This is a genomic window from Pseudomonas sp. GW823-FHT04A03, from assembly GCF_058796615.1.
Genome location: NZ_JBXAIV010000001.1, coordinates 1177789 through 1195602 on the forward strand (window position 1 = coordinate 1177789; position 17814 = coordinate 1195602).

Consider the following 17814-nt stretch of genomic DNA (forward strand, 5'->3'; position numbering starts at 1 on the left):
GCGGGGCTTTTCGTTGTGGCGTTCAGGGTTTCAGCGGGCGTTCCTGATCACGGTCGGACAACTCGCGGCTGTCGTCATGCTTCCAGGTCTGCTCCTTGTGTTTCTCCCGCTCGATCTCTTCTTCACTCGGTTCGTCATCTTCTTCGGGACGTTTCTGCTCGGTTGCCATGTTCACCTCGCTAATGGAATTCATCCATTAAGCGTAGAACTTAAAGCCACCAGCGCAATAGAAAGAAGAACGCCATGCTCAATAGCATGCTAAGCAATGTATTGCGTGTGTAGATCACCAGGCCGATTGCCACTAGTGAACTCAGCAGATAAGGGTTGCCCCACTGCAAATTCAGTTGTTTGTCCGGCATGAATACAATCGGCCCGCAAATCGCGGTCAACATGCCCGGCACGGCAAAACCGAGAAATTGCCGCGCGTTGCTGCTCAAGCGCACCGGCAGGCGCGGTTCGAGAAACACGTAACGGTTGAGGAACACCAGAATCCCCATGCCGAAAATCACTGCCCAGACCATCATGTGCGCTCCCGATACAGCTTGTTGCAGATAAAACCGGCGGTCATGCCGGCCAGCCCCGACAGCACCAGCGCCGAACCCCATTGCCAGTAACTGAAGAGCACCGAGCAGAACAGCGACACCGCCACGCAGACCACCGTCGGCACATTGCGCACCACCGGAGTGATCAGGGCGATGAAGGTCGCGGCAATCGAGAAGTCCAGCCCCAGGTGTTCAAGCCCCGGAATGCTGCTGCCGAGCACGATGCCGGCAAGGGTGAAGAGGTTCCAGGCGATGTAAAACGTCAGGCCGACGCCCAACGCGTACCAGCGATTGAACTGCTGGCGATCATGCTGACTGGTCAGGGCGAACAGTTCATCAGTGAGCAAAAAGCCCAGACCGATACGCCAGCGCCCCGGCAACGGCGAAATCACGTGGCGCATGCTCATGCCATAGAGCAAATGTTGCGAGGTCAGCAGCAGCGTGGTCAGCAGAATCGAGAAAATCCCTGCGCCGCCCTTGAGCATGCCGATCGCCACCAATTGCGCAGCGCCGGCGAACACGATGCTCGACAGGCCCTGCCCCTGCAGCGGCGTGAGGTTGGCTTCGATCGCCATGGAGCCGGCCAGCAGCCCCCACGGCGCCGTCGCCAGGGATAACGGCATGATCGCCGCGGCTCCGCGAAGAAAGGCACTGCGCGGCATTAATGAGTCAGACATAACACTCTTCAACCGTGAGACAAGACCCCGGACTCTGCCAGCAAACGCCCGTTCATGGCTTGAACAATCTTGCGCATTTGGCGCAAATCCTTCCTTCCGTCAGTCGTTTACCGGCGTAACATGGCAACCATTCACACGCGCGTCAGGGAGACGACATGCTGTATCGAATAGCCGCCGACGGGCTGGTGCTGTTTCATTTGCTGTTCATTCTATTCGTGCTGTTCGGCGGGCTGCTGGTGCTCAAGTGGCCGCGGCTGATGTGGCTGCATTTGCCGGCGGCGGCCTGGGGTGTGGCGGTCGAGGTGTTGCACCTGACCTGTCCGCTGACCTATTGGGAAAACCTGATGCGCCACGCCGCCGGGCAGACCGAATACGCGGGTGGCTTCATCGAACACTACGTCTGGCCGATTATCTACCCGGCGGGGCTGACGCCGCAGATTCAGTTGGTGCTGGGCAGCGTGGTGCTGGTGGTCAACCTCCTGGTCTACGGGCGCCTGATCCGCCGCTGGAAACTTCAGCGCGCCGCGCGCATTCCGGTCTAGCGCGCTTTCGAGGTTTCCAGCCAGGCCGGATCGAGGCGCGTCTGATCGGTGTCCAGACCGAGCGCCTCCATCCGCGCCTTGTGCGCTTCGACTTCCCGGTGCAATTGCGCGTGATCGCTGGAGTTGCCGTCCAGTTCATGCATCTGGGTCAAGCCGAGGTGATAGAAACGCAGTACCTTCATCGCCACCGGATCATCCTTCTCCACCGCCGCCGTCACCTGATGCATGACATTGGTGACGCTCATCAGGCTGCGCTTGAGCCGCCAGCCATACACCGCCGGGGCCATCCAGGTCTGGTTCCAGAATCGCCCGCGCAACAACGCCGCCGTCAGCAGAAATGCGCCAAACACCCCGCCGACATTGAACCGCAGGTTATCCCCGCCCGGCTCGCCGAACAGCGCCACCGCCGCCGTCGAAAACGCCATCGCCAGCACCAGAAACAGCACCGCAATGATCAGCGTGCTGCGCCGGGTCTGTTGGCGATAAGTGATGGCATCGATCGGTTGAATCTCGAACATCGCGACAGGCTTCCATGGCTTGAGTTAAAAAGAGGCTGCGCATTATCGCCTCTGAGGCGGATTTAGCTATGCTGGAGCGCCTTTTCATCTTTTCAACGCCCAACGGGGACATGGCGATACCACGCAGATCGTGCCATCTTCATTCATGGATACACACTATTCGGATGCCATTGGCCATGCCGGCAATGACATCGTTTTAAGGATCACTGCATGACCCAACGACACGTAATCAATGCCTCGGTCAGCCCAAAAGGCAGCCTCGAAACCCTTTCCCAACGTGAAGTTCAGCAACTGAGCCAGGCCGGAACCGGCAGCACCTATACCCTCTTTCGCCAGTGCGCCCTGGCAATCCTCAATACTGGCGCCCATGTCGACAACGCAAAAACCATCCTTGAAGCCTACAAAGACTTCGAAATCCGCATCCACCAGCAGGATCGCGGCGTGCGCCTGGAACTGCTGAACGCCCCGGCCGACGCCTTCGTCGACGGCGAAATGATCGCCAGCACCCGGGAAATGCTGTTCAGTGCCCTGCGCGACATTGTCTACACCGAGAACGAACTCGACGCCTTGAGCATCGACCTCAGCACCTCCCAGGGCATCAGCGACTACGTCTTCCACCTGCTGCGCAACGCGCGCACCCTGCGTCCGGGCGTCGAGCCGAAAATCGTCGTGTGCTGGGGCGGCCACTCGATCAACACCGAAGAATACAAATACACCAAGAAAGTCGGCCACGAACTGGGCCTGCGCAGCCTCGACATCTGCACCGGCTGCGGTCCGGGCGTAATGAAAGGCCCGATGAAAGGCGCGACCATCGCCCACGCCAAGCAGCGGATTCACGGTGGCCGCTACCTCGGCCTGACCGAGCCGGGCATCATCGCCGCCGAAGCGCCGAACCCGATCGTCAACGAGCTGGTGATCCTGCCGGACATCGAAAAACGTCTGGAAGCCTTCGTCCGCGTCGGCCACGGCATCATCATCTTCCCGGGCGGCGCCGGCACCGCCGAAGAGTTCCTGTACCTGCTGGGCATCCTGATGCACCCGGACAACGCCGGCCTGCCGTTCCCGGTGATCCTGACCGGGCCGAAACACGCCGCGCCGTATCTGGAACAACTGGACGCCTTCGTCACCGCCACCCTCGGCGAAGCGGCGAAAAAGCACTACGAAATCATCATCGACGACCCGGCCGAAGTGGCGCGGCAGATGACTGCGGGCCTGAAGGCCGTGAAGCAGTTCCGCCGCGAACGCGCCGACGCGTTCCACTTCAACTGGCTGCTGAAGATCGACGAAGGCTTCCAGCGCCCGTTCGACCCGACCCACGAAAACATGGCCAACCTCAAGCTGCACCGCGACCAGCCACCCCATGAACTGGCGGCCAACCTGCGCCGCGCGTTCTCCGGGATCGTCGCCGGCAACGTCAAGGACAAGGGCATCCGCCTGATCGAGGAACACGGGCCATACCAGATCCGTGGCGACGCCGCGATCATGCAGCCGCTCGATCTGCTGCTCAAAGCCTTCGTAGCCCAGCACCGGATGAAACTGCCGGGCGGCGCGGCTTATGTGCCGTGCTATCGCGTGGTGTCCTGACCCGAAGCGACCAGTGCCCGAAGCGCAACGCTTCGGGCACTCCTTATAAAAAGAGCGAACCATGGATCACATCAACCACATCCTGATCGTCGACGATGACCGCGAGATCCGCGAGCTGGTCGGCAATTACCTGACCAAGAACGGCCTGCGCAGCACCGTGGTCGCCGATGGCCGGCAGATGCGCAGTTTTCTGGAAGCCAACACGGTCGACCTGATCGTGCTCGACATCATGCTCCCCGGCGATGACGGGCTGGTGCTGTGCCGCGAGTTGCGCGCCGGCAAGCACAAGGCAATTCCAATCCTGATGCTCACCGCCCGCGACGACCAGACCGACCGCATCCTCGGCCTGGAAATGGGCGCCGACGATTACCTGACCAAACCCTTCGCTGCCCGCGAATTGCTGGCGCGGATCAACGCCGTGCTGCGCCGTACGCGAATGCTGCCACCGAATCTGCTGATCACCGAAACCGGGCGCCTGCTCGCGTTCGGCCGCTGGCGCCTGGACACTACCGCCCGCCATCTGCTCGATGAAGACGACACCATGGTCGCCCTCAGTGGCGCCGAATATCGTTTGCTTCGGGTATTTCTCGACCATCCGCAACGGGTGCTCAGCCGCGACCAGTTGCTCAATCTGACCCAGGGTCGCGACGCCGATCTGTTCGACCGCTCCATCGATTTGCTGGTGAGCCGCCTGCGTCAGCGTCTGCTGGACGACTCCCGCGAGCCGACTTACATCAAAACCGTGCGCAACGAGGGTTATGTGTTCTCCTTCGCCGTGGAGATGCTCGCCGAATCCTGAGGGATTTGTATCGCTCTGTATAAATTCGCCGCGCAGATACGTAACCCGTGTTTTCGGGCCGTATCACCACATATCTGCGATACACCCTCGCGTTTGAATGAACCCACCAGAAAGCACTGGTTCACTCATCTCAAACGCAAGGAGAAGCACCATGTTCAAGTCCTCGAAATCCCTGGTACTCGCAATCAGCCTGTTCAGCGGTTTGGCCCTGGCCGACCTGGCGTCCGCCAGCTCCCAGCCGCTGATCGCGGAATACGGCTCGGAAAACCTGCAGAAGGATCGCGTTGCCGAAGGTGGCGCGGATCGCTTGCAGGAACTGCGTGAACGCGTGGCTGAAGGCGGCGCCGACCGTTTGCAGGAACTGCGTGAACGCGTAGCCGAGGGTGGTGCCGACCGTCTGCAGGAACTGCGCGAACGTTCGGCCCGCAGCGTGCTGGTCGCCGAGAACCGTCCCGAGTTCGGTTCCAAATACCAGCGCTACTGATCGTTTGTACCCGCCGTTGTCGATTCCTGCCGGGGGCGCTCTGCCCCCGCAGCGTTCACTACCGATAAGCCTTGTTCTCTGACACAAAAGCCCCGCTGTTTCCCCACGACAGCCGTCATGGCTCGTACTAAGCTGCGCGATTGATTTGTTCAGGGACGATCCATGAAACGATTTGCCGCCTGTCTGCTGTCCATGCTGGCCCTGACGGCCAACTCGGCGGACCTGCAACTGCTCACCGACAACCACCCGCCCCTGCATTTCATGCAAGGCAATCAGCTCGCAGGATTCGGGGTGGACGTGGTGCAGGCCCTGGCGACCCAGACCGGCGACCGCATCCATCTGCAACAAGTCCCGCTGCTGCGCGCCCTGCGCATGGCCAGCGACACGCCCGACACGGGCGTATTCACCGTGTTGCGTACCGACGAACGCGACGATCGCTATCAATGGGTCGGGCCGCTGATCGAAGTCGAAACCGCGCTGTACGCCCGCGACAATCTCCAGCCTCCCGTGCACAGCCTGCGTGAAGCCGATCATCTGGGCCGGATCACCGTGCCGCGCAAATGGCTGGTCTACAGCTACCTGCAAGGGCAAGACCTGAACAATCTCTACGGCGTGGAAACCCCGGAGCAGATGATGCGACTGTTCAGCCTGGGGCGTACCGATTTCGTGGTCTCCGATACCTGGTCCAAAGCCGCCCTCGCCCGCGAACAAGGCATGGAGCCGGGACGCTTGCAGTACCAGATCCCATTGATGAAACAGAACACCTACATTGCCTTTTCGCCGCAGACCGATCCGAAACAGGTCGCACGCTGGCAGCAGGCGCTGGATACATTGCGGGCCGATGGCCGTCTGGAGCAGCTGCGCCAGCGCTGGCTGAGCAATACCCTACCGCGCTGATCAGGCATCAACGCCTTCGATAACGACTATGCGCAAGGGTGTTTTCACATCAAATCTCTCCAGCACTAGAGTGGGCTCCATCTTCTCCCCACTCTCTGGAGCAACATCATGAAAGACATCATCGCACTCGGCTTCATCGTTTCCCTGATCGGCGCCACCTCCGCCATCGCTGCCCCACACGCCAGCACTCCGGTTGTCGCGGCGGCAACCGTTGGCCAGTCGGGCACCCTGAACGTCGACACCGTCAGCATCGATGCCGAACACAAAGGCAGCCTCAACCTGCAACAGAACGCCGAACAGACCAAACTGTACGTCGCGGAAAATCGCCCGGAATTCGGTTCCAAATATCAGCGCTACTGAGTAATCGGTTTGAGCTGCCAGAAACAGGAAACCCCGCCGAAGCGGGGTTTCTTGCATTTGGCCGTCAGCGTACCAATCGCGCGGCCAGTGCCTTGGCCTGCGAAGCCACATCGGTGACGGCGGTGCTTTCCCACCACATGCCACGCAGCGGCGGGCCCATGGCGAACAAGCGGTTCGAGACCCGACCCTCTTCATCCAGCACAGCGCCGTCCACTGCGGCCTCGATGCCCAGCGCCAATGGCCCCGGCCGAACCAGACCGCGCGTCAACAACTGCTGTGGCAAGGGTCGTGCGACCCGGCGCCAGTCGTATTCGATGCCGCTGGAATTGATCAACGCCGCGCCCTGCACTACGCGGGTTTCAGCCTCGCCGCGAGGGCGAACGCGGATACTCACGCCGTCGCCCGATACCGGCTCAAGCCCCTTGTAAGACGCCGCCTGAATGCGCAATCGCCCTTCCCGGTGCAGACGCTCGACCAGTTCTGCACTCAGCGGCGGCGAACGATGGTGATGACTTTCCCACCACGGCCGCACATGCCGGACGAATTGCCGGCGCTGCACATCGCTGGCCTGACTCCATAACCGGCCGATGTGCGCACGCACGGTGTCGAGCGGCGCCTGCCAGTCGATACCTTGGGTGATGGCGTCGCGACAATGCCGGCGCAATTCACGCAGCAATTGGCGTGGCGTGCGGATACTGTGATTCTCGGCGAGGAAGTCCACCCACGCGAGCGGTTGCCGACGCACATGGGGCAACAGCCCGTGCCGGGAAAACACCTCGATCGGCCCACGATGCCCGGCCTGCTCCAGCGACACCACGGCATCGACCATGGTCAGGCCGGAACCGATGATCAGCACCGTCGACTGCGGATCGAGCTGACGCATGGCCGAGACATCCCACGGATCGAGTGCCGCCGCGTTGAGGCCGCAGGATTCTTTTTGCGGTGTGCGGGCAGCCGGGAACATCCCGGTTGCAAGCACTGCATGAGCGCCCTGCAATTGCTGGCCGTCACTCAAGGTGAGCTGCAGGGAATCGCTGAAAGCCTGAACATCGACCACTTCGGCGCGCACATGCTCGACCGTCGAACCGTGTTGCGCGCCCACCTGCTGCGCCTCCGCCAGACGCTGCTGCACGTACACGCCGAACAGCCCCCGTGGTGGAAACAGTTCGCTGACCGGCACGTGCTGCTGATCCGACTCCGGCCAGCCACCGCCAGCGATGTGATCGGTCAGCCATTGGGTCAGGTCATCGGCATTGTCCGGATCGACGCTCATCCGCGCCGCGTTACCGTTAAGCGTGTGGCCCAGCTCCACCGCGCTGTACGCTTCACCCCGGCCCAATTCGGCCCGGGGCTCGATCACCAGAATCGTTCTGCGCCCCGGCAAACGCAGCAATTGCACCGCCAGCATCGTGCCGCTGAGGCCGCCGCCGACAATCAGGATGTCGGCGTGACGGTGGACGGTCGTATCGGTTTGAGTCATGCCGTTCTCGCAGCTGAGGATATGCTCGGGCCAGTGTCATTCAGACGCCGCGAAGACGTCTAGACGGACGCGACTTTTTTCTCCTGTCGATGCAGCTCACCAAGGTTTCGATAGCCGCTGCCCGGATGGATCTCCGGCAGTCTCGGCCCTTCGCCAAACAGCTTTTCGCGCAAGGTCCCCGGCGCGTACTCGGTCTTGTAAACACCGCGCTTCTGCAACTCCGGCACCAGCAATTCCACGGCATCGATGAAGGTTTCGTGAGTCAGCGCGTAGGCCAGGTTGAAGCCGTCGACGTCGGTTTCGTCGACCCATTCCTGCAACAGATCCGCTACCGTTTCCGGGCTGCCGACGAACAACGGGCCGAAGCCGCCGATGCCGACCCAGTCGGCCAGTTCGTTGGGGGTCCAGACCTTATTCGGATCCGCCGTGGAAAATGCCTCGACCGCAGACTGAATCGCATTGGTGTGCACGTGTTTGAGCGGCTCGTCCGGTTTGAAGCGGCTGAAGTCGATGCCGGTCCAGCCCGAGATCAACGCCATCGCGCCCTCGTAACTGACCCAGGATTTGTACTCCTCGAACTTGGCCTTGGCCTTGGCGTCGGTCTCGCCGAGGATCACGGTTTGCAGGTTGAAGATCAGGATCTTCGACGGATCGCGTCCGGCCTCGGCGGCGCGGCGGCGGATGTCGGCCACGGTTTTCTTCAGCAGCACTTTCGACGGGGCAGCGACAAACACGCATTCGGCGTGCTCGGCGGCAAACTGCTTGCCCCGGCTTGAAGCACCCGCCTGATAGAGGACCGGCGTACGCTGCGGCGACGGTTCGCAAAGGTGAATGCCCGGCACCTGGAAGTGTTTCCCGTGGTGGCGGATTTCGTGGATCTTGCTCGGGTCACTGAAGATGCGGCGCTCGCGATCCCGCAGAATTGCGCCCTCTCCCCAACTGCCTTCCCAGAGTTTGTAGCAGACCTCCAGGTATTCCTCGGCGAAGTCATAGCGCGCGTCGTGTTCGGTCTGGGCTTGCTGACCGATGTTCTTTGCACCGCTCTCCAGATAAGACGTGACGATGTTCCAGCCGGCGCGGCCCTTGGTCAGGTGATCAAGGGTCGACAGGCGTCGGGCGAATGGATACGGATGCTCGAAGGACAACGAAGCGGTCAGGCCAAACCCCAGATGCTCGGTGACCAGCGCCATCGGCGGGATCAGTTGCAACGGATCGTTGACCGGTACCTGCGCCGCCTGCCGGATCGCCGCTTCGCCATTGCCGTTGTACACGTCGTAGATCCCCAGCACGTCGGCGATGAACAAGCCGTCGAACTTGCCACGCTCAAGGATTTTCGCCAGATCGGTCCAGTACTCCAGATCCTTGTACTGCCAGGAACGATCCCGAGGGTGAGCCCACAGGCCCGGCGACTGGTGGCCGACGCAGTTCATGTCGAAGGCGTTGAGACGGATTTCGCGAGGCATCAGATGGCACTCCCGATGTTCGGGAGGCGTTTAGCGGTTTGATTTGAAGCGATCATGTGAGGCGACTCCGTGGTTTCCGGATGAGGATCCAGAACCTTTAGCAGGAGTCGTGCCTGAATATATTTTATTTATTTATCAATAGATTGAGATAACAACCTAAAGCAGTCTGCACGCTGAATGGAGCAAACTGTTTATCCGCTGTCGGCCCTGCAACAGTCAGATCACCACATTGCGCACGAACCGCGCCGCCACTTCCCCGTCATTGCGATAGGTGTGCGGCTGGTTGCTGGCGAACATGAAAAACTCGCCTGCCGCGATGCGCTGGGGTTGATCGCCGAGCATCAGCGTCAGGCAGCCCTCGAATACGAAAATCTGCTCGCTCCAGCCCTCGGCGTCCGGTTGCGACGGATAGACCTCGCCCGGTTGCAGGCACCATTCCCACTGTTCCACCGCGCGAGTGGCGTTGGCTTTGGACAGCAAAACGGCTTTGCTGCCGGGGATGCTGCCGGCCCAGGCGAGTTCGTTGATACGACCGGGATCGCGGTTGTCCGGGGCCTGAATCAGATCGCTGAAGGCCACTTCGAGGGCTTCGGCGACGCGGTCGAGGGTGGTCAGGCTGACATTCTTCTCGCCGGCCTCGATGGCCACCAGCATCCGCCGGCTGACCCCGGACTTTTCCGCGAGGGCCGTCTGGCTCATGTCGGCGGCGTGTCGCAGGCGTCGGACGTTCTGACTGACGTGTTGCAGGACCGAAGCCCGCTGTACGGAATCTCTGTGCACTATATTGCTCACTGGCTGGGGTTGGGCAGTATACTGCGCAACATTTGGCGCATTGTGCGTCCCCTCCTTAAAAGTGCGCAAGGTCATGACGTCAGCCAACTCCCCTCAAACTCCCCTGCGGTTTTCCCGGTTCAGCAAAGCCGAGTGCGTGCTGGTGCTGATCACCATGCTCTGGGGCGGCACCTTTCTGCTGGTGCAGCACGCGATGACCGTCAGCGGTCCGATGTTTTTCGTCGGCCTGCGCTTTGCCGCCGCCGCGAGCATCGTTGCGCTGTTTTCCTGGAAACATCTGCGTGAACTGACCTTGTTCGAACTCAAGGCCGGCGCCTTTATCGGCGTGGCGATCATGCTCGGTTATGGTTTGCAGACTGTCGGTTTGCAGAGCATCCCGAGCAGTCAGTCGGCGTTCATCACGGCGTTGTACGTGCCATTCGTGCCGCTGCTGCAATGGCTGGTTCTCGGTCGGCGCCCGGGGTTGATGCCGAGCATCGGCATCATGCTGGCGTTTACCGGGCTGATGCTGCTCTCCGGGCCATCCGGTGCTTCGCTGAATTTCAGCCCCGGTGAAATCGCCACGCTGATCAGCGCCATTGCGATAGCGGCCGAAATCATCCTGATCAGTAACTATGCCGGGCAGGTCGATGTGCGTCGCGTAACCGTCGTGCAACTGGCGACGACTTCGGTGCTGTCGTTTTTGATGGTGGTGCCGACCGGCGAGGCGATTCCGGATTTCTCGTGGTTGTTGCTGAGCACTGCCCTGGGCCTGGGCGCGATGAGTGCGGCGATTCAGGTGGCGATGAACTGGGCACAGAAAAGTGTTTCGCCGACCCGCGCAACCTTGATCTACGCCGGTGAGCCGGTGTGGGCCGGGATCGTCGGTCGCATTGCGGGTGAGCGTCTGCCAGCGATTGCATTGGTGGGTGCGGGACTGATCGTGGCGGCGGTGATCGTCAGCGAATTGAAGACCAAAGGCAAAGAGACACAAACGGTCACGGAAGAATTGGAGCACGAGACCGAAGGCTAAACGCGGGTTTTACGGCTACTTTGTAGGATTCAGAGACATCCTCGCGTTTGGCGATCCGGGAGCTGGCACGTATGATGCTTCACAAACTTCCGCAGATTAGAAGCCTATGTCCCTGATAGTTCTACTGCTTCTGCCTTTTCTGGGCAGCTGTCTGGCAGCCGTGCTGCCGCACAACGCACGTAATGCCGAATCCCTGCTGGCAGGCCTGGTCGCACTGATCGGCACTGTCTCGGTCGCGCTGCTGTACCCGCAGATCGCCCACGGCGGCGTGATTCGCGAAGAATTCACGTGGCTGCCCAGCCTGGGCCTGAACTTCGTCCTGCGCATGGACGGCTTCGCCTGGCTGTTCTCGATGCTGGTGCTGGGCATCGGCACCCTCGTCTCTTTATATGCCCGCTATTACATGTCGCCGGACGATCCGGTGCCGCGTTTCTTTGCGTTCTTTCTGGCGTTCATGGGCGCCATGCTCGGGCTGGTGATCTCCGGCAACCTGATTCAGATCGTGTTCTTCTGGGAGCTGACCAGCCTCTTCTCGTTCCTGTTGATCGGCTACTGGCACCACCGCCACGACGCGCGCCGCGGCGCCTACATGGCGTTGATGGTCACTGGTGCCGGGGGATTGTGTCTGCTGGCGGGGGTCATGATCCTCGGCCATGTGGTCGGCAGCTATGACCTGGACAAGGTCCTGGCCGCCGGCGATCTGATTCGCGCACATGCCCTCTACCCCATCCTGCTTCCCCTCATTCTTATCGGCGCTCTCAGCAAAAGCGCCCAGTTCCCCTTCCACTTCTGGCTGCCGCACGCGATGGCGGCACCCACACCGGTTTCGGCATACCTGCACTCGGCGACCATGGTCAAGGCCGGGGTTTTCCTGCTGGCCCGGCTGTGGCCGTCGCTGTCCGGCAGCGAAGAATGGTTCTACATCGTCAGCGGCGCCGGCGCCGCCACGCTGTTGCTCGGCGCGTACTGCGCAATGTTCCAGAACGACCTCAAGGGACTGCTGGCCTACTCGACCATCAGCCACCTCGGCCTGATCACGCTGCTGCTGGGCCTGAACAGTCCGCTGGCTGCCGTCGCGGCGGTGTTCCACATTCTCAACCACGCGACCTTCAAGGCTTCGCTGTTCATGGCCGCCGGGATCATCGACCACGAAAGTGGCACCCGCGACATCCGCAAGCTCAACGGCCTGTTCAAACTGATTCCGTTCACCGCCACATTGGCGATGGTGGCCAGTGCGTCCATGGCCGGCGTACCGCTGCTCAACGGCTTCCTGTCGAAAGAGATGTTCTTCGCCGAAACCGTGTTCATCAACGCCACGGCGTGGGTTGAAGCTGCGCTGCCAATCGTGGCGACCATCGCCGGCACTTTCAGCGTTGCGTACTCGCTGCGTTTCACCGTCGACGTATTCTTCGGCCCGACCGCCACCGACCTGCCGCACACTCCGCACGAACCACCTCGCTGGATGCGCGCGCCAGTTGAGTTACTGGTCTTCACCTGTTTGCTGGTGGGGATTTTCCCGGCCCAGGTTGTAGGCCCGTTGCTGGCCGCTGCCGCATTGCCGGTGGTGGGTGGCGTGCTGCCGGAATACAGCCTGGCGATCTGGCACGGCCTCAATGCACCGATGATCATGAGTCTGATCGCCATGTCCGGCGGCATCGTGGTCTATCTGTTGCTGCGCAATCAGCTAAAGCGCGGTCGTTTCAAATTCCCGCCACTGGTAGGCCGCTTCAACGGCAAGCGCCTGTTCGAGCGCAGCCTGGTGGCGATGATGCGTCTGGCCCGGCGGCTGGAGCGGCGCATCGGCACCAAGCGTCTGCAAACCCAGCTGTTCCTGATGGTGTTGGCGGCAGTGCTGGCCGGCCTGATCCCGATGCTGCACAGCAGCCTGAGCTGGGGCGACCGGCCGAAGATCCCGGGCTCGATCGTGTTCGTGACCCTTTGGCTGCTGGCAATAGCCTGCGCCCTCGGCGCCGCATGGCAAGCCAAGTATCACCGTCTCGCCGCCCTGACCATGGTCAGCGTCTGCGGCCTGATGACCTGCGTGACCTTCGTCTGGTTCTCGGCGCCGGATCTGGCCCTGACGCAACTGGTGGTCGAAGTGGTGACCACGGTGCTGATCCTGCTCGGTCTGCGCTGGCTGCCACGGCGGATCGAAGAGGTTTCACCGTTGCCAAGCAGCCTGCGCAAGGCGCGGGTGCGGCGTCTGCGCGACTTGCTGCTGTCGATTGCTGTCGGCGGCGGCATGGCGCTGCTGTCCTACGCCATGCTGACCCGGCAAACGCCGAACGATATTTCCTCGTTCTACCTGAGCCGTGCCCTGCCCGAGGGCGGTGGCAGCAACGTGGTCAACGTGATGCTGGTGGATTTCCGTGGTTTCGACACCCTTGGCGAAATCACGGTGCTGGCCGCCGTAGCCCTGACCGTGTTCGCCCTGCTGCGTCGCTTCCGCCCACCGAAAGAAAGCCTGCAACTGCCGGCCCAGCAGCGCTTACTCGCCCCCGACGTGGTTACCGATCTGGTCAACCCGCGCTCGGCCAGCGACACCGCGCTCGGTTTCATGATGGTGCCGGCGGTGCTGGTGCGTCTGTTGCTGCCGATTGCGCTGGTGGTGTCGTTCTACCTGTTCATGCGCGGGCACAACCAGCCGGGTGGCGGATTCGTCGCCGGTCTGGTGATGTCGGTGGCGTTCATCCTGCAATACATGGTCGCCGGCACCCAGTGGGTCGAGGCGCAAATGAGCCTGCGACCGCTGCGCTGGATGGGCACCGGCCTGCTGTTCGCCACCGTCACCGGTCTCGGGGCGATGGCGGTCGGTTATCCGTTCCTCACCACCCACACCTGGCATTTCAGCCTGCCGCTGCTGGGTGATATCCATATCGCCAGCGCGCTGTTCTTCGATATCGGCGTCTACGCCGTGGTGGTCGGCTCGACCTTGCTGATCCTCACCGCCCTCGCCCACCAATCGGTCCGGGGCCACAAAACCGCTGCCGCCAAAGGAGCCGTCTGATGGAAGAAGTCATCGCAATCGCCATCGGCGTGCTCGCCGCGTCCGGGGTCTGGCTGATCCTGCGGCCACGGACGTTCCAGGTGGTGATGGGCCTGTGCCTGCTGTCCTACGGCGTCAATCTGTTCATCTTCAGCATGGGCAGCCTGTTCATCGGCAAGGAGCCGATCATCAAGGACGGCGTGCCGCAGGATCTGCTCAATTACACCGACCCGCTGCCCCAGGCGCTGGTGCTGACGGCCATCGTCATCAGTTTCGCCATGACCGCATTGTTCCTGGTGGTGCTGCTGGCCTCACGGGGCCTGACCGGCACCGACCACGTTGACGGAAGGGAGCCCAAGGAATGACGGCGATGACTCACCTGATCGCCGCACCGATCCTGCTGCCGCTGCTGACCGCCGCTATCATGCTGATGCTCGGCGAAAAGCACCGTCCGCTGAAGGCGAAAATCAACCTGTTCTCCAGCCTTCTCGGCCTCGGCATCTCGGTGATGCTGCTGCAATGGACCCAGACCACCGGCGTGCCCGGCTCGATCGGCGTGTACCTGCCGGGCAACTGGCAGGTGCCGTTCGGCATCGTGCTGGTGGTCGATCGCCTGTCGGCATTGATGCTGGTGCTGACCGGGATCATAGGCGTCAGCGCCCTGTTGTTCGCCATGGCCCGCTGGGACGGCGCCGGGTCGAGCTTTCACGCCCTGTTCCAGATTCAGCTGATGGGCCTTTACGGTGCATTCCTGACGGCGGACCTGTTCAACCTGTTCGTGTTCTTCGAGGTATTGCTGGCCGCGTCCTACGGCCTTTTGCTTCATGGCTCGGGCCGGGCGCGGGTCTCGTCGGGGCTGCATTACATCTCGATCAACCTGCTGGCGTCGTCGCTGTTCCTGATCGGCGCGGCGTTGATCTACGGTGTGACCGGCACGCTGAACATGGCGGATCTGGCCCTGAAGATCCCGCTGGTGCCGGAGGCCGACCGTGGCCTGCTGCATGCCGGCGCAGGGATTCTGGCCGTGGCGTTCCTCGCCAAGGCCGGCATGTGGCCGCTGAACTTCTGGCTGGTGCCGGCCTACTCGTCGGCCAGCGCACCGGTGGCGGCGATGTTCGCGATCATGACCAAGGTCGGCGTCTATACCTTGCTGCGTCTTTGGACGCTGCTGTTCTCGGGTCAGGCTGGCGCTTCAGCGTATTTCGGTGGTGACTGGCTGATCTACGGCGGCATGGCGACCATGGCCGGCGCAGGCGTGGCGATCATTGCCGCGCAACGCCTGGAACGCATGGCCAGCCTGAGCATTCTGGTGTCGGCGGGGATCCTGCTGTCGGCCGTGGGTTTCGCCCAGCCGAACCTGATTGGTGCGGCGCTGTTCTATCTGGTCAGCTCGACCTTGGCGTTGAGCGCGCTGTTCCTGCTGGCCGAGTTGATCGAGCGTTCGCGCACCGCCATCGAAGTACCGCTGGAAGATGAAAACGAACTGCTGCCACGTCCGCAGGAATGGCAGCGTCCGGTCAAGGGCATCAACCTCGACGACGATCAGAAAGCCGTGGTCGGTCAGGTGATCCCGTGGACCATGGCCTTCCTCGGTCTGAGCTTCATTGCCTGCGCGCTGCTGATCATCGGCATGCCGCCGCTGTCCGGATTCATCGGCAAGCTGAGCCTGATCGGCGCCCTGCTCAATCCGCTGGGCCTCGGCGCCGGCGAACCGATCTCGAATGCCGCCTGGGCGTTGCTGGCCCTGCTGATCCTCACTGGGCTCGGCTCGCTGATGGCGTTCTCGCGTCTGGGCATCCAGCGCTTCTGGTCGCCTGAAGAGCGCCCGTCGCCCCTGCTGCGCAAACTGGAATGCACGCCGATTTTCCTGCTGCTCGGCCTGAGCATCGCGCTGACCTTCAAGGCTGAACCGCTGCTGCGTTACACCCAGGCAGCGGCCGATGCCCTGAACAATCCGCAGCAATACGTGATGGCAGTGCTCGGCACCCGCGCCGTGCCGAGCCCGGAAGCCAAAGCCGCGCTGCTGGAGGTGCAACCATGAAGCGTCTGTTCCCTGCTCCGTGGTTGTCGCTTGCGCTGTGGTTGCTGTGGCTGGTGCTGAATCTGTCGGTCAGCCCGGGCAACCTGCTGCTGGGTGCCGTACTCGGTTTCTGCGCCCCGCTGATGATGCGCAAACTGCGCCCGCAGCGCATTCACATCCGCCGCCCGGGCACGATCCTGCGATTGTTTCTGCTGGTCGGGCGCGATGTGATCGTCTCGAACCTGCAGGTGGCCTGGGGCGTACTCAATGCCGGTCGCCGGCCACTTCGTTCACGTTTCATCAAGGTGCCGCTGGACCTGCGCGATGCCAACGGTCTGGCGGCGCTGTCGATGATCTGTACGGTCGTGCCCGGCACGGTGTGGTCGGAACTGGCGCTGGATCGCAGCATTCTGTTGCTGCACGTCTGGGATCTGGATGACGAGGCGCAGTTCATCCAGCACTTCAAGGTCACTTACGAGCGGCCATTGATGGAGATTTTCGAATGAGCCCGCTGCTGTCGAACGCGATTCTGCTGACGCTGTTCCTGTTTTCCCTGGCCATGGTCCTCACGCTGGTGCGCCTGTTCAAAGGCCCGTCGGCGCAGGACCGGGTACTGGCGCTGGATTACCTGTACATCGTCGCCATGCTGATGATGCTGACCCTGGGGATTCGTTATTCCAGTGACACCTACTTCGAAGCGGCGCTGCTGATCGCGCTGTTCGGCTTCGTCGGCTCGTTTGCCCTGGCGAAATTCCTCCTGCGTGGCGAGGTGATCGAATGAACGCTGAACTGTCTCTCTGGGTGGAAATCCCGGTGGCGATCCTGCTGGTCCTCAGCGGCGTGTTCGCCCTGATCGGCGCGATCGGCCTGCTGCGGATGAAGGATTACTTCCAGCGCATGCACCCGCCGGCGCTGGCCTCGACCCTCGGCGCGTGGTGCGTGGCGCTGGCATCGATCATCTGTTTTTCCGCGCTCAAGTCCGGGCCGGTGCTGCACGCATGGCTGATCCCGATTCTGCTGTCGATCACCGTGCCGGTGACCACCTTGCTCTTGGCGCGGGCGGCGTTGTTCCGTAAACGCATGGCCGGCGATGATGTGCCGGCCGAGGTCAGCAGCCGGCGCACTGAAACCGGCAGCTAGATCCAGGCAACAGCCAACAGCCCGGCTCCCAATATCAGACACAGCGGTGAGTAAACCCAAGTGTCGAGCCGGGCGAACCGCGATCCCTTCACTTCCTTGAAGAAACCCACCAGCTCCGAATCGCCAATCGCCCGCGCAAACATCAGCAGCGCAATCGCGCTGATCACCCATTGCAGCGCCCAGTGATGCACGGCGGGCAGCCACCATCCCACCCGCATGCACACCAGTGCGGCAATCAGTAGCAGGGCTGCCGCCACCACCAGCGTGATCCAGCCTGAAGGTTTGAACGCCGGCCTGAGCGTCAGCCCGCCGTTATCCACCGGAACCTGCGGCACCACCGCCACGGCCGCCCACTGCCCACCCATCGCCCAATACACATGCATCAGGCTGATCACCGCAAATATCGTCACCAGCCATTGAGCCAACACAAAGGTCATGGTCGAGAATCCTTTCAAGGGATTTGAACAAAACATCCTAGTCGGCATTTTTCCATGTGCACGACCGGTCGGCGGTGCGGT

Annotated in this window: 21 protein-coding genes; 13 read left to right on the top strand and 8 right to left on the bottom strand. The window is 61.9% G+C overall.

Features of this window, described 5'->3' with window-relative positions:
* Window positions 1–22 precede the first annotated feature (22 nt).
* From AC1Q9F_RS04970 to AC1Q9F_RS04980, 3 genes are read right to left on the bottom strand one after another with little or no spacing between them, the layout of a single operon-like run.
* On the bottom strand, window positions 23–169 hold the full coding sequence (locus AC1Q9F_RS04970; RefSeq protein ID WP_007950514.1) for a hypothetical protein: 147 nt from the start codon (window positions 167–169) through the stop codon (window positions 23–25).
* A 40-nt stretch (window positions 170–209) separates the two neighbouring features.
* On the bottom strand, window positions 210–521 hold the full coding sequence (locus AC1Q9F_RS04975) for an AzlD domain-containing protein (protein WP_492619434.1): 312 nt from the start codon (window positions 519–521) through the stop codon (window positions 210–212).
* Entirely contained in the window at window positions 521–1219 is a 699-nt protein-coding gene (locus AC1Q9F_RS04980) for an AzlC family ABC transporter permease (RefSeq protein WP_045121617.1), read from the bottom strand. The genes AC1Q9F_RS04975 and AC1Q9F_RS04980 overlap by 1 nt, the downstream gene beginning before the upstream one ends.
* 155 nt (window positions 1220–1374) lie before the next feature.
* Between AC1Q9F_RS04980 and AC1Q9F_RS04985 the strand changes: the two genes are divergently transcribed.
* Window positions 1375–1761 (top strand): DUF2784 domain-containing protein, encoded by a 387-nt coding sequence (locus AC1Q9F_RS04985; RefSeq protein ID WP_492618780.1) that lies wholly within the window; start codon window positions 1375–1377, stop codon window positions 1759–1761.
* On the opposite strand, the gene AC1Q9F_RS04990 is transcribed toward AC1Q9F_RS04985, so the two are convergent.
* Window positions 1758–2279 (bottom strand): DUF3087 domain-containing protein, encoded by a 522-nt coding sequence (locus tag AC1Q9F_RS04990; RefSeq protein WP_492618779.1) that lies wholly within the window; start codon window positions 2277–2279, stop codon window positions 1758–1760. The two genes, AC1Q9F_RS04985 and AC1Q9F_RS04990, sit on opposite strands and share 4 nt — an antisense overlap.
* Window positions 2280–2489: 210 nt before the next feature.
* Between AC1Q9F_RS04990 and ppnN the strand changes: the two genes are divergently transcribed.
* The 5 genes from ppnN to AC1Q9F_RS05015 all read left to right on the top strand — a co-directional run bounded on the left by ppnN (window position 2490) and on the right by AC1Q9F_RS05015 (window position 6403).
* A complete protein-coding gene (gene ppnN, locus AC1Q9F_RS04995) occupies window positions 2490–3863 on the top strand; it encodes a nucleotide 5'-monophosphate nucleosidase PpnN (RefSeq protein ID WP_007950520.1) in 1374 nt (457 codons plus the stop codon).
* Between the two features lie 61 nt (window positions 3864–3924).
* Window positions 3925–4662 (top strand): response regulator, encoded by a 738-nt coding sequence (locus AC1Q9F_RS05000; protein WP_039766999.1) that lies wholly within the window; start codon window positions 3925–3927, stop codon window positions 4660–4662.
* Window positions 4663–4813: 151 nt separating this feature from the next.
* Window positions 4814–5146, top strand: a complete 333-nt coding sequence (locus AC1Q9F_RS05005) for a hypothetical protein (RefSeq protein ID WP_492618778.1) — start codon at window positions 4814–4816, stop codon at window positions 5144–5146.
* A gap of 162 nt (window positions 5147–5308) precedes the next feature.
* Window positions 5309–6043, top strand: coding sequence for a substrate-binding periplasmic protein (locus tag AC1Q9F_RS05010; RefSeq protein WP_492618777.1), 735 nt, complete (start codon window positions 5309–5311; stop codon window positions 6041–6043).
* Between the two features lie 108 nt (window positions 6044–6151).
* Window positions 6152–6403: a hypothetical protein gene (locus AC1Q9F_RS05015; RefSeq protein WP_207983069.1), complete on the top strand. Its 252-nt coding sequence runs from the start codon at window positions 6152–6154 to the stop codon at window positions 6401–6403.
* A 64-nt stretch (window positions 6404–6467) separates the two neighbouring features.
* On the opposite strand, the gene AC1Q9F_RS05020 is transcribed toward AC1Q9F_RS05015, so the two are convergent.
* The 3 genes from AC1Q9F_RS05020 to AC1Q9F_RS05030 all read right to left on the bottom strand — a co-directional run bounded on the left by AC1Q9F_RS05020 (window position 6468) and on the right by AC1Q9F_RS05030 (window position 10126).
* A complete protein-coding gene (locus AC1Q9F_RS05020) occupies window positions 6468–7883 on the bottom strand; it encodes an FAD/NAD(P)-binding protein (protein WP_492618776.1) in 1416 nt (471 codons plus the stop codon).
* A gap of 59 nt (window positions 7884–7942) precedes the next feature.
* Window positions 7943–9346 carry an LLM class flavin-dependent oxidoreductase gene (locus AC1Q9F_RS05025; RefSeq protein ID WP_492618775.1) on the bottom strand — a complete coding sequence of 468 codons (1404 nt, stop codon included), beginning with the start codon at window positions 9344–9346 and terminating at the stop codon, window positions 7943–7945.
* Between the two features lie 216 nt (window positions 9347–9562).
* Window positions 9563–10126 (bottom strand): helix-turn-helix domain-containing protein, encoded by a 564-nt coding sequence (locus AC1Q9F_RS05030; protein WP_064597393.1) that lies wholly within the window; start codon window positions 10124–10126, stop codon window positions 9563–9565.
* Between the two features lie 85 nt (window positions 10127–10211).
* On the opposite strand from AC1Q9F_RS05030, the gene AC1Q9F_RS05035 reads away from it, so the two are divergent.
* The 7 genes from AC1Q9F_RS05035 (at window position 10212) to AC1Q9F_RS05065 (ending at window position 17296) form a co-directional block, all read left to right on the top strand.
* On the top strand, window positions 10212–11150 hold the full coding sequence (locus AC1Q9F_RS05035) for a DMT family transporter (RefSeq protein ID WP_179694586.1): 939 nt from the start codon (window positions 10212–10214) through the stop codon (window positions 11148–11150).
* A gap of 106 nt (window positions 11151–11256) precedes the next feature.
* Window positions 11257–14157 carry a monovalent cation/H+ antiporter subunit A gene (locus tag AC1Q9F_RS05040; protein ID WP_007950531.1) on the top strand — a complete coding sequence of 967 codons (2901 nt, stop codon included), beginning with the start codon at window positions 11257–11259 and terminating at the stop codon, window positions 14155–14157.
* Window positions 14157–14501, top strand: coding sequence for a Na+/H+ antiporter subunit C (locus AC1Q9F_RS05045; RefSeq protein ID WP_003192163.1), 345 nt, complete (start codon window positions 14157–14159; stop codon window positions 14499–14501). Before AC1Q9F_RS05040 ends, AC1Q9F_RS05045 begins: the two co-directional genes overlap by 1 nt.
* Window positions 14498–16177, top strand: a complete 1680-nt coding sequence (locus AC1Q9F_RS05050) for a monovalent cation/H+ antiporter subunit D (RefSeq protein WP_085602918.1) — start codon at window positions 14498–14500, stop codon at window positions 16175–16177. The genes AC1Q9F_RS05045 and AC1Q9F_RS05050 overlap by 4 nt, the downstream gene beginning before the upstream one ends.
* Window positions 16174–16662, top strand: coding sequence for a Na+/H+ antiporter subunit E (locus AC1Q9F_RS05055; protein ID WP_007950533.1), 489 nt, complete (start codon window positions 16174–16176; stop codon window positions 16660–16662). The genes AC1Q9F_RS05050 and AC1Q9F_RS05055 overlap by 4 nt, the downstream gene beginning before the upstream one ends.
* A complete protein-coding gene (locus AC1Q9F_RS05060; protein ID WP_007910754.1) occupies window positions 16659–16937 on the top strand; it encodes a K+/H+ antiporter subunit F in 279 nt (92 codons plus the stop codon). The genes AC1Q9F_RS05055 and AC1Q9F_RS05060 overlap by 4 nt, the downstream gene beginning before the upstream one ends.
* Complete coding sequence (locus AC1Q9F_RS05065) at window positions 16934–17296, top strand: Na+/H+ antiporter subunit G (protein ID WP_011334689.1); 363 nt, start codon at window positions 16934–16936, stop codon at window positions 17294–17296. Before AC1Q9F_RS05060 ends, AC1Q9F_RS05065 begins: the two co-directional genes overlap by 4 nt.
* On the opposite strand, the gene AC1Q9F_RS05070 is transcribed toward AC1Q9F_RS05065, so the two are convergent.
* Window positions 17293–17733: a DUF3995 domain-containing protein gene (locus AC1Q9F_RS05070; RefSeq protein WP_007950535.1), complete on the bottom strand. Its 441-nt coding sequence runs from the start codon at window positions 17731–17733 to the stop codon at window positions 17293–17295. The two genes, AC1Q9F_RS05065 and AC1Q9F_RS05070, sit on opposite strands and share 4 nt — an antisense overlap.
* Window positions 17734–17814: the final 81 nt, after the last annotated feature.

Excerpts from the sequence above, each read along its gene's own strand:
- AC1Q9F_RS04970 (WP_007950514.1), bottom strand. The coding sequence starts at position 169 with ATGGCAACCGAGCAGAAACGTCCCGAAGAAGATGACGAACCGAGTGAA.
- AC1Q9F_RS04975 (WP_492619434.1), bottom strand. The coding sequence starts at position 521 with ATGGTCTGGGCAGTGATTTTCGGCATGGGGATTCTGGTGTTCCTCAAC.
- AC1Q9F_RS04980 (WP_045121617.1), bottom strand. The coding sequence starts at position 1,219 with ATGTCTGACTCATTAATGCCGCGCAGTGCCTTTCTTCGCGGAGCCGCG.
- AC1Q9F_RS04985 (WP_492618780.1), top strand. The coding sequence starts at position 1,375 with ATGCTGTATCGAATAGCCGCCGACGGGCTGGTGCTGTTTCATTTGCTG.
- AC1Q9F_RS04990 (WP_492618779.1), bottom strand. The coding sequence starts at position 2,279 with ATGTTCGAGATTCAACCGATCGATGCCATCACTTATCGCCAACAGACC.
- ppnN (WP_007950520.1), top strand. The coding sequence starts at position 2,490 with ATGACCCAACGACACGTAATCAATGCCTCGGTCAGCCCAAAAGGCAGC.
- AC1Q9F_RS05000 (WP_039766999.1), top strand. The coding sequence starts at position 3,925 with ATGGATCACATCAACCACATCCTGATCGTCGACGATGACCGCGAGATC.
- AC1Q9F_RS05005 (WP_492618778.1), top strand. The coding sequence starts at position 4,814 with ATGTTCAAGTCCTCGAAATCCCTGGTACTCGCAATCAGCCTGTTCAGC.
- AC1Q9F_RS05010 (WP_492618777.1), top strand. The coding sequence starts at position 5,309 with ATGAAACGATTTGCCGCCTGTCTGCTGTCCATGCTGGCCCTGACGGCC.
- AC1Q9F_RS05015 (WP_207983069.1), top strand. The coding sequence starts at position 6,152 with ATGAAAGACATCATCGCACTCGGCTTCATCGTTTCCCTGATCGGCGCC.
- AC1Q9F_RS05020 (WP_492618776.1), bottom strand. The coding sequence starts at position 7,883 with ATGACTCAAACCGATACGACCGTCCACCGTCACGCCGACATCCTGATT.
- AC1Q9F_RS05025 (WP_492618775.1), bottom strand. The coding sequence starts at position 9,346 with ATGCCTCGCGAAATCCGTCTCAACGCCTTCGACATGAACTGCGTCGGC.
- AC1Q9F_RS05035 (WP_179694586.1), top strand. The coding sequence starts at position 10,212 with ATGACGTCAGCCAACTCCCCTCAAACTCCCCTGCGGTTTTCCCGGTTC.
- AC1Q9F_RS05040 (WP_007950531.1), top strand. The coding sequence starts at position 11,257 with ATGTCCCTGATAGTTCTACTGCTTCTGCCTTTTCTGGGCAGCTGTCTG.
- AC1Q9F_RS05045 (WP_003192163.1), top strand. The coding sequence starts at position 14,157 with ATGGAAGAAGTCATCGCAATCGCCATCGGCGTGCTCGCCGCGTCCGGG.
- AC1Q9F_RS05050 (WP_085602918.1), top strand. The coding sequence starts at position 14,498 with ATGACGGCGATGACTCACCTGATCGCCGCACCGATCCTGCTGCCGCTG.
- AC1Q9F_RS05055 (WP_007950533.1), top strand. The coding sequence starts at position 16,174 with ATGAAGCGTCTGTTCCCTGCTCCGTGGTTGTCGCTTGCGCTGTGGTTG.
- AC1Q9F_RS05060 (WP_007910754.1), top strand. The coding sequence starts at position 16,659 with ATGAGCCCGCTGCTGTCGAACGCGATTCTGCTGACGCTGTTCCTGTTT.
- AC1Q9F_RS05065 (WP_011334689.1), top strand. The coding sequence starts at position 16,934 with ATGAACGCTGAACTGTCTCTCTGGGTGGAAATCCCGGTGGCGATCCTG.
- AC1Q9F_RS05070 (WP_007950535.1), bottom strand. The coding sequence starts at position 17,733 with ATGACCTTTGTGTTGGCTCAATGGCTGGTGACGATATTTGCGGTGATC.